At 31.5% G+C, this 13,273-nt stretch carries 17 protein-coding genes and 1 riboswitch; of the genes, 8 read left to right on the forward strand and 9 right to left on the reverse strand.

Annotated elements, in window-relative coordinates; all coding sequences use genetic code 11:
• Positions 1-34: 34 nt before the first annotated feature.
• From AC2I98_RS04740 to AC2I98_RS04760, 5 genes are all read right to left on the reverse strand, one after another.
• Positions 35-448, reverse strand: a complete 414-nt coding sequence (locus AC2I98_RS04740) for a hypothetical protein (RefSeq protein WP_486413482.1) — start codon at positions 446-448, stop codon at positions 35-37.
• Positions 449-463: 15 nt separating this feature from the next.
• Positions 464-1,348: an alpha/beta hydrolase gene (locus tag AC2I98_RS04745; protein WP_486413483.1), complete on the reverse strand. Its 885-nt coding sequence runs from the start codon at positions 1,346-1,348 to the stop codon at positions 464-466.
• Positions 1,349-1,533: 185 nt separating this feature from the next.
• Positions 1,534-1,791, reverse strand: coding sequence for a helix-turn-helix domain-containing protein (locus AC2I98_RS04750; protein WP_486413484.1), 258 nt, complete (start codon positions 1,789-1,791; stop codon positions 1,534-1,536).
• A gap of 357 nt (positions 1,792-2,148) precedes the next feature.
• Positions 2,149-2,790 (reverse strand): DUF6266 family protein, encoded by a 642-nt coding sequence (locus AC2I98_RS04755; RefSeq protein ID WP_486413485.1) that lies wholly within the window; start codon positions 2,788-2,790, stop codon positions 2,149-2,151.
• A gap of 11 nt (positions 2,791-2,801) precedes the next feature.
• Positions 2,802-2,975 (reverse strand): hypothetical protein, encoded by a 174-nt coding sequence (locus AC2I98_RS04760; RefSeq protein ID WP_486413486.1) that lies wholly within the window; start codon positions 2,973-2,975, stop codon positions 2,802-2,804.
• 258 nt (positions 2,976-3,233) lie between these two features.
• Between AC2I98_RS04760 and AC2I98_RS04765 the strand changes: the two genes are divergently transcribed.
• Positions 3,234-4,058 (forward strand): hypothetical protein, encoded by an 825-nt coding sequence (locus tag AC2I98_RS04765; RefSeq protein ID WP_486413487.1) that lies wholly within the window; start codon positions 3,234-3,236, stop codon positions 4,056-4,058.
• A 117-nt stretch (positions 4,059-4,175) separates the two neighbouring features.
• On the forward strand, positions 4,176-4,826 hold the full coding sequence (locus AC2I98_RS04770; protein WP_486413488.1) for a hypothetical protein: 651 nt from the start codon (positions 4,176-4,178) through the stop codon (positions 4,824-4,826).
• Positions 4,827-4,849: 23 nt separating this feature from the next.
• On the opposite strand, the gene AC2I98_RS04775 is transcribed toward AC2I98_RS04770, so the two are convergent.
• Positions 4,850-6,052, reverse strand: coding sequence for an IS256 family transposase (locus AC2I98_RS04775; protein WP_486412431.1), 1,203 nt, complete (start codon positions 6,050-6,052; stop codon positions 4,850-4,852).
• 155 nt (positions 6,053-6,207) lie between these two features.
• Positions 6,208-7,002: an alpha/beta fold hydrolase gene (locus AC2I98_RS04780; protein WP_486413489.1), complete on the reverse strand. Its 795-nt coding sequence runs from the start codon at positions 7,000-7,002 to the stop codon at positions 6,208-6,210.
• Positions 7,003-7,295: 293 nt separating this feature from the next.
• Positions 7,296-7,390: riboswitch (SAM-I-IV-variant riboswitch) on the forward strand.
• A 48-nt stretch (positions 7,391-7,438) separates the two neighbouring features.
• On the opposite strand from AC2I98_RS04780, the gene AC2I98_RS04785 reads away from it, so the two are divergent.
• From AC2I98_RS04785 to AC2I98_RS04805, 5 genes are all read left to right on the forward strand, one after another.
• Positions 7,439-8,044, forward strand: coding sequence for a hypothetical protein (locus AC2I98_RS04785; RefSeq protein ID WP_486413490.1), 606 nt, complete (start codon positions 7,439-7,441; stop codon positions 8,042-8,044).
• A gap of 30 nt (positions 8,045-8,074) precedes the next feature.
• Positions 8,075-8,515 (forward strand): PaaI family thioesterase, encoded by a 441-nt coding sequence (locus AC2I98_RS04790; RefSeq protein WP_486413491.1) that lies wholly within the window; start codon positions 8,075-8,077, stop codon positions 8,513-8,515.
• Positions 8,515-9,042 (forward strand): DUF4269 domain-containing protein, encoded by a 528-nt coding sequence (locus AC2I98_RS04795; RefSeq protein WP_486413492.1) that lies wholly within the window; start codon positions 8,515-8,517, stop codon positions 9,040-9,042. Before AC2I98_RS04790 ends, AC2I98_RS04795 begins: the two co-directional genes overlap by 1 nt.
• An 88-nt stretch (positions 9,043-9,130) precedes the next feature.
• Positions 9,131-9,817, forward strand: coding sequence for a VOC family protein (locus tag AC2I98_RS04800; protein ID WP_486413493.1), 687 nt, complete (start codon positions 9,131-9,133; stop codon positions 9,815-9,817).
• Positions 9,818-9,888: 71 nt separating this feature from the next.
• Entirely contained in the window at positions 9,889-10,800 is a 912-nt protein-coding gene (locus AC2I98_RS04805; RefSeq protein WP_486413494.1) for an AEC family transporter, read from the forward strand.
• Here AC2I98_RS04805 and AC2I98_RS04810 read toward each other — a convergent pair whose 3' ends face one another.
• On the reverse strand, positions 10,801-11,547 hold the full coding sequence (locus AC2I98_RS04810) for a dienelactone hydrolase family protein (protein WP_486413495.1): 747 nt from the start codon (positions 11,545-11,547) through the stop codon (positions 10,801-10,803).
• Positions 11,548-11,627: 80 nt separating this feature from the next.
• On the opposite strand from AC2I98_RS04810, the gene AC2I98_RS04815 reads away from it, so the two are divergent.
• Positions 11,628-12,044 (forward strand): putative signal transducing protein, encoded by a 417-nt coding sequence (locus AC2I98_RS04815; protein WP_486413496.1) that lies wholly within the window; start codon positions 11,628-11,630, stop codon positions 12,042-12,044.
• 58 nt (positions 12,045-12,102) lie between these two features.
• On the opposite strand, the gene AC2I98_RS04820 is transcribed toward AC2I98_RS04815, so the two are convergent.
• Positions 12,103-13,101 carry a beta-ketoacyl-ACP synthase III gene (locus tag AC2I98_RS04820; RefSeq protein ID WP_486413497.1) on the reverse strand — a complete coding sequence of 333 codons (999 nt, stop codon included), beginning with the start codon at positions 13,099-13,101 and terminating at the stop codon, positions 12,103-12,105.
• Positions 13,102-13,273: the final 172 nt, after the last annotated feature.

Genomic DNA, 13,273 nt, shown 5'->3' on the forward strand with positions numbered 1-13,273 from the left:
ATGCACAAAAAAAGCTACATGCTAATTATACACATTACACAATACCTATTCTAGCTACCTGTAAATCAACACTAATATGATCATGATGATTTACAAACACAGCATCAACCTTTAATCCCTGTTCTTCTTTTTCATAATGATAAGATAATTTGCCATGCAAAAATCCTTCTATACGATATACCTGTTGAAAGAAAATAAACTCATCATCATCATTTCTTATACACCAAACTCCAGTTGGTTCATTTTTCAAATTCTTCTCTAAATCAGTTCCAATACTTTTTAAAATGCGAAAAATCTCTAAATCTATTTTCAATACTACATCAACAAAATAAGCACAATCATCACAAGGGCAATCCTCTTTTATACTTATTTCATTCACATAAGCTTCAGTAGTTTTTTGCTTATCGTATTCAATATTTATATCATTAAGTTTTGCAGATACAGTCATCTATAAAGTATTTTACTAATCCTCATTTATATGATCGATTAGTTGATTAAGAGCAACCTTAGCCTCTTTCATTACCGGTAATAAAGGCCAAATATGCGGCATCTCTTTTCCAATTATCATTTCATGATCTATTTTTTCTTTGTTTAGTTCTGATGAAAAAATAAGTTGATCGGGATAAGTAATATCATTTTCAGCTATATATAAATATGTTTTTGGGAAAAGTCTAAAAGCTCCATTTATTGGCGAAATTCTAACGTCATTCAAATTATCCGAACACATACTTTTAGCACTCAAAACTCCTGCTTTAGATAACATGATATCTTTTTTATCTACCTCATTTATTTTTTTATTTTTTAGCGTAGCATCCAAAACAGGTGAAATAAGTATCAATTTAGAAGGAAGGTGTCTATTATTTGCAATCAATCTTTGTGTAAGTGAAATAGCTAGAGTACCACCTGCCGAATCTCCCATCAATATAATGTTACTACTTTTATAATTAATTAATGCTTTTTGATATATTTCATCAATATTTATTGATATTTTATCTATTTTATATTCAGGTGCTTTCGGATATACACACATCCAAATAGTATAATCTGTTTTTTTTGATATAGTTTCTATCGTATCCCAATGGTGTTGCATAGGCCCTGATACAAATGCACCGCCATGAAGATAAATCAACAACTTATCCGTTTTATTACTTTTTTCTATTTGAGTAATTTTTGTATCTAATACCGAAAAGTTCAAAATCTTATCCCTCTTATAAAATCTACCATTAGGAGAATAAACATCATCTTTTCTCAATCTCAAATAATCAATAGGAGATGTTGAAAAGGCACTCTTAATCCCTTTTAATTTAATAACAAATGTTGTTAAATAGTAAGTAAAGCTTTTATTCATAACCTAATTTTTAAAATACTTAAAACAAATTATCTATAATACTAATTATCAAATGGATAAACCAGTATGGCTAATATAACAAAAAAGCCTATACCACGTAATTTTTCATTAAATATCAAAAAACATAGAAGTAAAAACCATTAATAAAACATTTGAACACGAACCCTACCGCACAAAAAAAGCCCTTAATTAAGAGCTTGTTTATTAAAAAATTCTTTCGGATAATAATATTTATTACCCAACTTAAAAAAAGGAATCTTATTCATTTTCCTCAACCTATACAACGTTCTGTCACTCACGTTAAGCAAACTTCTTAAATCTGCATTGTCATAGAATTTCTGATTTTCTACAATAAACAGTTGCGTTTTTTGCAGTTCCAATAACAGGAGTCTCATTTCCTTCAATGTCTCTCCATCTTTGCGTAAAAATGAATCATCATTCATTGAACTTTTAAATTAATATGACTCACTAATCTACAATACAATAACCTAAATACCAAATATTTACAACAAAAACCTACATATCATAAAAAGAAATCTTTTCTCTATATGAATTAAAATTCGTCAATTCGAGTTATTTTCGATTCTATAACAAAAGAAAATTGCATCGAGAATAAAACTTTATCATCAAAAACTTTATTCTCGATACAATATTTTTGGTGAATTTACTCATGCATCATTTCAAAAATCACTCGAATTAGCGGCTACTAACATTATTCTGAACTCGTTTCAGAATCACACACAATAATTTATTAACTGAATGAGAAGCTGAAATAAATTCAGCTTAACAAAAAACACCACCTATACCACCGTATGCTCGCCAAGATAAATACTCGTACTCGCCATTGCACCGCCCTCTTTATTTAAGAATGCCCAAAAGTCAACCTTTTTACCCGTGTAAATATTCGACAACAAAATATCCACAATCATCGCGCCGCGTGTTTCTATATTTTGATACACCTCAAACGAATTCAATTCCTCGCAATAACAAATAACATTTACAACATCTGCAGCATTCGCATTCCCTTGACCAGAATTATCTGCCCAATTTATACTAAAAATATTTGTACCAGAAGATTCTATCGATGGCTGTAAAAAACCAACCAAATCGCCCTTAGATACCAACACGCGCTCCATTACAAGTACAGGTAAATCGTCTACCACATCCAATGCATTGTTTATCGTGTACGACATCGCCACATTATAGCGCGATAACAAGCCAGTTTTGTTCCCAAAATACAGATTAAGAATAGGACGAATAGGTTGCAAAAAGCTAATCACCTTCTTAAATTTGAATCGTTGTAAAAGCTGCCGATCACTCGGCACTCTTTTAGCTACCTTTGGTAAACTGCGTATAATGTCCTTTCCACGCCAGTTTACGCCCACTACTGTCCCTACTTTACCTGAGAATCCGCCAAGGATTCCTTTTTTAATTTGTGCCATAATTACTTGTTTTAAATATTAATAATCATAAAGTTAGCACGTAAAAGCATAGGTTTTACAAAATCACCTTTTTGTATCCGAAATTGTCCACGTTTGTCCACATTTGTCCACGTTTGTCCAGTTGCTTTTTGAACAATACTACTTTTGAGTAAAAACAAAAACCTCGCTAACTCCCTATTCATCATAGTTAAAAAGAAAACACATTTTTAGTCGATTTTGGTCTTGTTCGACCATCGTTCGAGGATGCTTCGAGGATTGTTCGACAAAGTATGGGAAAACAGCAACTTTTCTCGAACAATTGTCGAACAAAACACGAAGATGAGTCGAAGGAAATTTGGAAGATTGTAGTTTTACAATAAAGGGTTTGATAAGAAATTTTTGATATCTTTGGGAAAGAAATAAACTCAATATTCATTTTGAATAAACTGAACTAAAATAACACGATGAAAAAATTCCTTTACTTATTACCACTTATTTTATTATGGTCGTGCAATAATGAAGATGATGTCATAATACCTGTTGAAAATAGTGCTTTTACTGCCTATCCGAAAGGTTATTTTATAGCTACTATTGATGGATATGATACAATAAAATTTGAATATCAAAACAATAAAGTAACCAAACGAATTGGTGAGTGGATACAAACTGGCATAGCGACTGGTTATAGAACCTTCTTCTCTAAATCATTTGAAACTAATGTAAGTTATACTAATAAAACTGCAAGCCTAACTAAGTTTTCTAAATTAGATTGGTATCAATATCCGAATGATACACACGTTTATAAGTTGAAAGGTCAACAAATTTCTGAGGCTACTTTAACTTACAAGGCAAGACCAAACTATACAGAAAAATATGTCTATGTTTATGAAAACAACCAGATAAAATACATCGATTTTCTGGTGACCGATCATTATTTTACAAATGATTTGAGAAGTCGTAGAGATTTTTACTTTAATGCAAAAGGAAATTTAGATAGTTTGGTTTACAGAGATGCTGACTATGATTTTTATGATGAAAGTGTCCCTCCTTACATTGATTACAAGAAGAAAGAGCGCAAAGTAACCACTTTCTCTAATTATGATCAATCGCAAAACCCATTTCAAAACTTAGGTGTTTTTACAGACTTGTATTATAAATCTTTGTCTAAAAATAACTTTCGTAAAATACAAACAAGTGAATATGACCAAGATGGGAAACCTACTCTTAGTCTTTCAGAATCTAGTTGGGATTATGAATATGTAGATGGAGAGGTAAAAGTGCTGAAATAGTACAACCGAAAGTGGGAGGATTGTAGTTTTTCAATAAAGGGTTTTGTAAAGAGATTTTGGTATCTTTGGGGGATATATAAAACATCAACTAACATTACCATTATAAAAATTATTAATATGAATAATAAAATCACAATAAAAACTGAAAGTGAAGAACATAACTTTTCAAAAGGGTTTCTTACCATTCCGTATGAAGGTCCTGAATTTACTGAATTCATCAAAAGTTTATTGGGCAAGCCTCAATCGTTAAGTAAAAAAATTTACGGAAATTTTGAGTTACACATATCTGATTTACAAAATTTTCATAATTTAATTACACAACGAATCACCCAACAAAATAATGGAAGATTAATTCAATTTTTAGCTAACATTTATTATGATGACAACTCTGAAGTTACTTTAAATTCAATAACAGAACTAGAAACTTATAATGAAATAAAACCCGTAATCTCCGAAGCTGTGAAGCTTAATTGGACATACCTAATTAAATTCCAAGATAAAGATCATTGGGAAAAGCAAGAAATAGAATTAGTAATAATATCTAATATTGAAACTATAAAAGATATTAATGTAGATATACCTTCATTTTTATTACCTAATCAAGGTCGTATAAGATTTACAATTAATCACACAGCAAGAACTTTTGCTTACGATATAGAAAATATATTATCCGCGCAAATTAATTCGCAATTAAAAAAGGATAACTATTATAAAAATGTAATTAGAAAAAATAGTGGAAAAATAGACACTATCCCATCAAGTGTGTAAGTAGAAAAGTTAGGGCTTAGATTTTATAATCTGAGCCTATTTTCAAAAATAAGCATAAATTGGTTTAAAACAATTCCCCAATTATGGATTGGCATAGTCCATTTTTTAGTGGACTCTTTGAGTGCCAGATAAACAGACTTTAAGACAGCATCATCGGTAGGAAATGACATTTTATTTTTAGTGTATTTTCTAATTTTTCCGTTTAGATTTTCAATTAAATTAGTGGTGTAAATGATTTTACGGATTTCTAGCGGAAATTCAAAAAATACGGTTAATTCATCCCAATTATTTCTCCAGGATTGAATGGCGTACAAATATTTACTTTCCCATTTTGTTGCAAAATCGTCCAAAGCAGCTTTTGCGGCGTCTTTGTTGGGTGCTGTATAAATGTGTTTCATATCGGCAGAAAACTCTTTTCTGTCTTTCCAAACCACATATTTGCAAGCGTTTCTAATCTGATGAACTACACAAATTTGAGTTTGCGATTCTGGAAAAACAGAGCGAATAGTCTGGGTAAATCCGTTCAAATTATCGGTTGCTGTAATGAGAATATCTTCAACACCACGAGCTTTTAAATCGGTCAAAACACTCATCCAAAAACTGGAACTCTCATTCTTTCCAAGCCACATGCCTAACACTTCTTTTCTTCCCTCTCGGTTTAAACCAACGGCTAAATAAATGGTTTTATTGATGACTTTTGAATTTTCTCGAACTTTAAAAACAATTCCATCCATCCAAACAATCAAGTATAAATCGTCTAACGGTCGGTTTTGCCAAGCAACAACTTCACTAGCAACAGCGTTAGTAATTCGTGATATTGTTGATGTTGAAATATCAAAATCGTACATCTCGCGAATCTGTTCTTCGATGTCCGAAACACTCATTCCTTTGGCATAAAATGAAATAATAATATTTTCTAAACCATCGATAATATTGTGTCTTTTAGGAACTAAAGCAGGTTCAAAACTGCCTTTTCTATCACGAGGAACCTTAATTTCTGATTCACCAAAAGCGGATTTTATTTTCTTGGAGTCATGTCCGTTTCGATAATTTCCATCTTTGCTTCTGGCATGTTTTTCATTGTCTAGATGACTATCTAGTTCAGCATCCAACATATGTTCAACTGCTTTCTTGTGCAGCTCCTTGAAGAAAGATGTTAAATCCTCTCCATTCTTAAAGGACTTGTAAAAATCCTTACTGTTTAATAAATCTTCTTTGTCGATCATAACTATGTAACGTTTAAAAATAATAAAAAGTTATCTCCGAAAAATTATTTGAGCTGTAAGGCTCATAATTTTTCAGAATAACTTTTCTTCTTACACAGTTTGTGTGATACTACCTAAAAATATCAAAAAAAGCTCCTTCATAGGAGCTTTAGTTTTTATGCGACATTATTAATAAACTCTTTTTCGAGGATACCGTCTACTATTTTTTCAACCTTATCGATGTTTGCTTTTAGTAATTCGTTGTCTTCTATTTGTTCTATTTCATGAAACTGCACATGTTTGTTAAACTCTTGCAGTTTGGCGTAATAACGTTTCAATTCGGCTTTATTGAACAAATTTCCGTTCTTCACATAAATCACATGTATTTTTGATTTGATGTATTGCGAAACTTCTAAAATATCGCCTCTGTTACGTGAAATATCTATTGAATAGAAAATAGATTTTAGGTACTCACTTTTTGCAGTAGGCTCTTTTACCAACCAATCTGTTGTCTTAGGACTTGCTGCTATCGGAATAATATTGAGCACCTTATTTGGGAACAAACATGCCATTTCCCACGCTAATCCTCCACCTAAATCTGCACCAATAATGGCAAAAATTTCTTGTACTTCCAACTCAAATAACGTTAACCAAAACAACACCGCCACATCGCGTGCTGTGATATGATCGCGTGGAATATAATCGTACTTGATGGTTTCTGAAACACCATTTCCAGGAATATCTATACTAATTACCGTATACTCATTCAAATCAATCGCTTTGTTTTTTCCCATGACACCATCCCAATGAAAGGTACAATCTGAATCTCCGTGTAAGGAATGATTAATCAAAATAACTGGTGCTGTTCCTAATGGAAGCCCAAATAGTTGAAATGTTACCGAAACATTGTTTAAAATTGTATTGTCCTCTAAGGGCCAAACTGGGATTGTTACTTGTTGTAAACTTTGCATTGTTTTTAATTTTATATGGGTAATTGTTGTTTTCTTTTAGTCAAAAAAAATTCCCCATCGACACTCGACAGGGAATTATAAAATATATTAAAAAATAAAATCTCTTTTTAGTATACATGACATTCCCACGTCTGGATATTCCAAACCTGTTTGCGAATCGACATATATAAGCACGTAAACTTCATTTTTTAATTACTTTGTTATTCAAATGTATAAAATAATTTTCGGCAAACAATTAAAATTTTCTTAATTATTTGTAAAATTTTCTATTTCTCGATTTTTTGTGTACTTTTACCTTGTATTTCGAATCGTAGAAAACGATACCAACCGAGAGAAGTCTCCACGGTGGTAAAATAATACGGGAGTTCATCCAAAAACAACGAAAAATCCCCTATTCTCGAAATACAATAATTGTTTTATTTTAACTATTTATTGTATGTCTCAAAACATTTCTGAGCTTAATTTAGCTCCTATTTCTGACGAAAAATTGGTTGAGTTTATTAACCAACAATTACCTATTAACAATGCTGATTTAAAAGCGCATATTGTAGAAGAGTTTAAGAAAAGAGGATTAGATTATCGTCATCTTTATAATGCGAAAACAGATGAATTAACGATAAAATTACCACTTAGCTTAATTGATGGTTGTTTGTTTGAGCGTAATATTCCGAAACCGCCTTTGGTTGGTAATTTTTATGCGATTGTGCATCGTTTGCGTAACTTCTTACAACATAGCAAAGAGCTGAACGGAAAGCGTCTTAAAACATTTCATTATATCTATGATCAGCTTTATTTGCCTTATGACGTGGTAGAAATTATTTCGGAAGATGAGATTAAAAATTTAACAGAGCAAGATGTTTTTATCACGTTTAAAAATAGCAAACAGCATTTTCCGAATGAAAAAATTATTCAACAAATTCCGCAAAACAATTTAGTGATTACAGTAGACAAAGGTAACTTTTATCGTGGTTTAGATAAAGTTATTCTGTCTCATCAAAATAAAATTATCAGAGAAGAAAACTTGAATAACGTAACTGCTTAACCTAATTTTACTTTCAACAAATCTTTATATTTGTTGAAAGTATTTTTTATGACGTCTGAAAAAAGACAACTTATCGAAGCAAGTTTTAATCGTTCAGAAACTTTAAAGTTTTATAACGCATCGCTTATCGAATGTGAAACGGATTTTGTATCAATCAAAATTCCAAAACAAGACATGATGACGCGCAAACATGGTATGTTTAACGGTGCGATGATTGCTTCTTTGGTTGATGTTTCGTCTGGTTATGCGGCAGTTTCTCATTATGAGGATGATTGTTATGTGGTAACCGTTGAGCTAAAGGTTAACTATTTGAGACCAGCTTTGGGCGATTATTTGTTATCGAAAGCGTATGTGATAAAAGGTGGTAAAAAAATTAGTACCATACGAACTGAGATTTATGTAATAAACGAAGAAACAGGTAAAGAAACACACGCTGCTACTTCTTTGGTCACGATGATGAGGATAAAATAATGCACAATTTTCTCGACATCACCTATTTAAAAAACGGAAATGAGCTGCAACAAAACGTTTATCATCTACTTAAAACGCATCGTGTTTTAGAGATACTGAATGAATATCAACCGATTGTTGTAGGAACAATTCCAATTGAAATAAATATCGAAAATAGTGATATTGATATTGTTGGTGAAGCAATAGATTTTGACAAGGCTGAAAGTTATTTAATTGAGCAGTTTTCTACCTATACTGATTTTAAAATCAATCAACAAATTAGTAATAATAAAGCGTGTTTGACGTGTAATTTCTTTATTGAATCATTCGAAATTGAGATCTATTTAGAGCATAAAAAACCTACTGAACAAAATGCTTATCGTCATATGTTGATCGAAGCGCAGGTATTAGAAAAGTTCGGAAAGGAGTTCAAAAATAACATCATACAACTCAAGAAAAATGGATACAAAACAGAACCTGCTTTTGCTAAACTTCTCCATTTACAAGGAGATCCATATGCTGCTTTGTTGGAATATAAAATAAATTAGCTATTTTATTTATCATACAATTGATTCTATCAATCTTACTTTATATTTTCTTTCGTTAAGTTAAATTATTTTTATCTAAAATCAACTCATGAAAATAAGAGAATTACAACTGTTTATAACTGATTTAGAATCTACAAAATCATTTTATACCAACACCTTATATTTTCGTTTGATTGAAGAAAATAAAACTCAATTTAGTCTACAAATCGGTTGGACGAAACTAACTTTTATTCAATCAGATCAATCTTATACTTATCATTTTAGTTTTCTTGTAGATAAAAATCAATTTGAATATACATACGAACAAATGAAAAATAAAGTGGAGATTTTAGAAATAGAGTCGAATAATCAATTTGCTTTCTTCGAAAATTGGAATGCCAAATCATTCTATTTTTATGACGGGAATGGTAATCTTGCTGAGATTATTACACATCTTGATTTAGAGTTTAATCACCGCGAAAGTCGCAGCAACTTACCTGTTTTAGGTATTTCTGAAATTGGTTTACCAACAACAGATATCAAAGAAGTTAATCAAATTTTAGAAGAAAAAACAACTTCGAAATTTTGGAAAGGAGATTTCGAACGATTTGGAACAAATGGTTCTGATGAAGGAAAAATATTGTTGCCTAACTATTTAATAAAAGAAACATGGTTTCCTACGAATATTAAAATCGTTCCTGCTCCATTTATAGCTATTTTGGAAAATAATTATCATTATGCTAAAGTTATTTTTGATAATAATAAATTAAATATATCTAATCTTGCCACTGTATAAAAAATAAACATCGTTTTAAAAAACGATCTTATCAATCCAATTGTAAATTTGCATCTTAATTCTTCACCAAAATGGTCAATTTTATCTTAATCGCAGTGTGCATAATTGCTGGAATGGTTTTTAAAGCCACAAAATCTATAAATCCCGATGCACATAAAGGTATTAATACATGGATTTTGTATTTGGCTTTACCTGCAGTTTCATTTAAGTATTTACCAAAAGTAGAATGGTCGCAAGAAATGCTTTTTCCTATACTTTCCACAGTCATTATAGCAGTTGGAAGTTTGTTTTACATGAAATTCTACAGCAAAGCAAAAGGATATTCGGAACGTTCGCGACGCTCATTAGAATTAGCAAGTGGATACAGCAACACCTCTTTTATTGGCTTTCCTTTGATTGCGGCATTTTATGGTGAACAATATTTGAGCATTGCAATTATTTGTGATCAAACCATGTTCTTGTGCTTATCTACTATCGGAATCGTATCGGCATTAAAAGGCGGAAGCAATGGTTCTGGAGCAATAGACAGCAAATTTATATTGAAACGTCTATTTACCTTCCCTCCATTTTTGGGTTGTATAAGCGCATTGATTTTATCTCAGTTTATCGATTTATCTCCAGCCGAACCTTTCTTTGATAAATTAGCCGCAACTGTTGGTCCCTTGGCTTTGTTCTCGGTTGGATTACAATTAAAATTTAATGGTTGGAGAAAACTATGGTCTCAAATTTCAATGTCTATGGTGTATAAATTGATGATTGCCCCAGCTGTTGTTATGCTTTTAGCACTTGTAATTGGCATAAAAGGTGATGTGGCTAAAATCTCTATTTTCGAGGCTGCAATGCCAACTCTTGTCACATCAAGTATTATTGCAGAACAATTTAAACTAAACACCAAGTTGACCAATTTGATTATCGGAATTAGTATTATTGTTGGCTTTTTTACTTCTGCTTTTTGGTATGAGATGATTGAATTGTTTATATAATTATTTCAAAATCTCTTTTAAGAACAGCAAAGTATGTTGCCAAGCTCTATCTGCCATTACTTTATTGTAATCTGGTGATTCTGGATTTGTAAATGTATGTTTAGAATTAGCATAGGTTATCATTTGCCAATCTGTTTTTCCTTCGTTCATTTCAAGCACCAAATTTGTAATATCTTCTGGTTTTACAGATTCGTCATCAGCTGGATGTTCTACTAAAACTTTCGTTTTAAGAGAAATATTTTTACGAGCCGGATCTTTTGCTAATCCACCATGAATAGATACAACACCAACAACCGGCAACTGACCACGAGCAGCTTCTAAAGCTCCTGTCCCACCAAAACAATAACCAATTACAGCAATTTTACTTGGATCTGCACCTGCTTTTATCAATTCTTTCAACGCCAAATCTATTCGTTTTTGATACGCGATATAATCTGTTTTGTATTTTCCAGCTATCATAGCCGCTTCTGCATTATCTTTAGGATTATTTCCTTCGCCATAAATATCTGCAATAAATGCAATATATCCTTCTTTAGATAAATCTATAGCTGCTTGTTTAGCTTCGTTATCTGCCCCTTTCCACGCAGGTAAAATCAGAACTCCAGGTAATTTTTTTGTTGTATTATCTGTTACTAAACCATTCAATTTTTGTGAACCATCTTTATAAGCAACTTGTTTCAGATTCTGTGCATTTGTATTTGACATCATTAAGAGTATTAAAACGAAACATCGAACTATATTTTTCATCTTCAAGAAAATTTAAAACATTAAGATAAAAAGAACTAATTTTATAACTGATATACATCTCAACATTTAACACTATTGTTATGGAACTAATTACATTAAAAACATTTGAAAGCCCTATCGAAGCACATATTCTACGTTCTAAATTAGAAAGTGAAAATATAGATGCATTTGTTTTTGACGAGCATTCTGTTGGTATGAATCAGTTTTTATCTAATGCAATTGGTGGTGTTAAAGTAAAAATTAATAAAGAGGATTCTGACAAAGCGATGAAAGTTTTAAAGGAAATTGATGCTTCAAATTACACAAACGATTTGGACGAAGTAATTGTTTGCCCAACATGTGGAAGTAATGAGTATTACAGCAATTACAAGTCGATGAAAGGTGGAAAAGGCTTACTTTCGTTATTATCTTCTATCATATTTTGGGTTTATCCTATTTATTACAAAAATGTGTTCAAATGCAAGAAATGTGGTGAAGAATTTAATGGCTTAGAATAAAAAAAGAACGACAATTTCTTGCCGTTCTTTATGAACAAAAATATATGATTTTTATTGATTAAATTGTCCAACGCAATAAACTTGCTCCCCAAGAGAAACCAGCTCCAAATGCTGTCAACATCAATAAATCTCCTTTCTTTAATTTTGATGTATTTTCCCAAATACATAACGGAATAGTAGCTGCAATTGTATTTCCGTAATTCTCGATATTGATTAATGTTTTACCTTCCTCAATATTAATTTCGTTTCCTACGGCGTCAATGATTCGTTTATTTGCTTGATGTGGTACCAACCAATTTACATCTGAAACTGTAAAATCGTTGCGTTTCAAAACATTTAAACATGTATCACTCATGGATTGAATGGCATTTTTGAAAACAATTTTACCATCTTGTTTGATATATCGCTTCTCATCAACCAATAATTGAGAACTTGCTGGATACAAAGATCCTCCACCTTCAATATTTAAGAACTCTTTACCAGTTCCATTGCTTAACAACAATGCATCTAAAATTCCCTCTTCGTTTGTAGGCTCTAACCAAACCACTCCAGCTCCATCACCAAATAAGATATTTGTTGAACGATCTTTAATATCAACATACGCACTGATTTTATCAGCACCAATTACCAATACATTTTTGTAACGATTACTTTCTATTAAAGAAGCTCCCATATCCAAAGCATACAAGAAACCTGAACAAGCAGCATTCATATCAAATGCCCAAACATTCTCTATTCCTAACTTTTCACATACAATATTTGCCGTAGCAGGCATCAACATATCTGGTGTAGAAGTAGCAACAATCAATGCATCAACATCTTTGATGTCTTTATTGTAGGTATCAAGTAAATTGTGAATCGCACGAACAGCCATATCAGAAGTTGCTAAACCTTCCTCTAAAATACGACGTTCTTTAATTCCAGTTCTTTTTACTATCCATTCATCAGAAGTATCTGTAATTTTTTCTAAATCAGAATTAGTTCGTTTATTCTCTGGCACATAACCACCAATTGCAGAAATATGTGCAAATATTTTTTTTGTAAAGTCTACCTCCATAAAATTCTTTTCAACCAAATTTTACGAATTAACAGTCTACCAAAAGACGCATCAACTAAAATTTGAGCAACAAAGGTCTGTCCATTTTAACAAATTTGTTAGCGAAATAAACGTAATAATTTGTCAAAAAGACGTTTTTAGAAAAGTTTCACATTTACATTGATTTAGGTTA

The sequence above is a fragment of the Empedobacter sp. EJD.6dd genome (assembly GCF_057369435.1).

Excerpts from the sequence above, each read along its gene's own strand:
- AC2I98_RS04740 (WP_486413482.1), bottom strand. The coding sequence starts at position 448 with ATGACTGTATCTGCAAAACTTAATGATATAAATATTGAATACGATAAG.
- AC2I98_RS04745 (WP_486413483.1), bottom strand. The coding sequence starts at position 1,348 with ATGAATAAAAGCTTTACTTACTATTTAACAACATTTGTTATTAAATTA.
- AC2I98_RS04750 (WP_486413484.1), bottom strand. The coding sequence starts at position 1,791 with ATGAATGATGATTCATTTTTACGCAAAGATGGAGAGACATTGAAGGAA.
- AC2I98_RS04755 (WP_486413485.1), bottom strand. The coding sequence starts at position 2,790 with ATGGCACAAATTAAAAAAGGAATCCTTGGCGGATTCTCAGGTAAAGTA.
- AC2I98_RS04760 (WP_486413486.1), bottom strand. The coding sequence starts at position 2,975 with ATGATGAATAGGGAGTTAGCGAGGTTTTTGTTTTTACTCAAAAGTAGT.
- AC2I98_RS04765 (WP_486413487.1), top strand. The coding sequence starts at position 3,234 with ATGAAAAAATTCCTTTACTTATTACCACTTATTTTATTATGGTCGTGC.
- AC2I98_RS04770 (WP_486413488.1), top strand. The coding sequence starts at position 4,176 with ATGAATAATAAAATCACAATAAAAACTGAAAGTGAAGAACATAACTTT.
- AC2I98_RS04775 (WP_486412431.1), bottom strand. The coding sequence starts at position 6,052 with ATGATCGACAAAGAAGATTTATTAAACAGTAAGGATTTTTACAAGTCC.
- AC2I98_RS04780 (WP_486413489.1), bottom strand. The coding sequence starts at position 7,002 with ATGCAAAGTTTACAACAAGTAACAATCCCAGTTTGGCCCTTAGAGGAC.
- AC2I98_RS04785 (WP_486413490.1), top strand. The coding sequence starts at position 7,439 with ATGTCTCAAAACATTTCTGAGCTTAATTTAGCTCCTATTTCTGACGAA.
- AC2I98_RS04795 (WP_486413492.1), top strand. The coding sequence starts at position 8,515 with ATGCACAATTTTCTCGACATCACCTATTTAAAAAACGGAAATGAGCTG.
- AC2I98_RS04800 (WP_486413493.1), top strand. The coding sequence starts at position 9,131 with ATGAAAATAAGAGAATTACAACTGTTTATAACTGATTTAGAATCTACA.
- AC2I98_RS04805 (WP_486413494.1), top strand. The coding sequence starts at position 9,889 with ATGGTCAATTTTATCTTAATCGCAGTGTGCATAATTGCTGGAATGGTT.
- AC2I98_RS04810 (WP_486413495.1), bottom strand. The coding sequence starts at position 11,547 with ATGAAAAATATAGTTCGATGTTTCGTTTTAATACTCTTAATGATGTCA.
- AC2I98_RS04815 (WP_486413496.1), top strand. The coding sequence starts at position 11,628 with ATGGAACTAATTACATTAAAAACATTTGAAAGCCCTATCGAAGCACAT.
- AC2I98_RS04820 (WP_486413497.1), bottom strand. The coding sequence starts at position 13,101 with ATGGAGGTAGACTTTACAAAAAAAATATTTGCACATATTTCTGCAATT.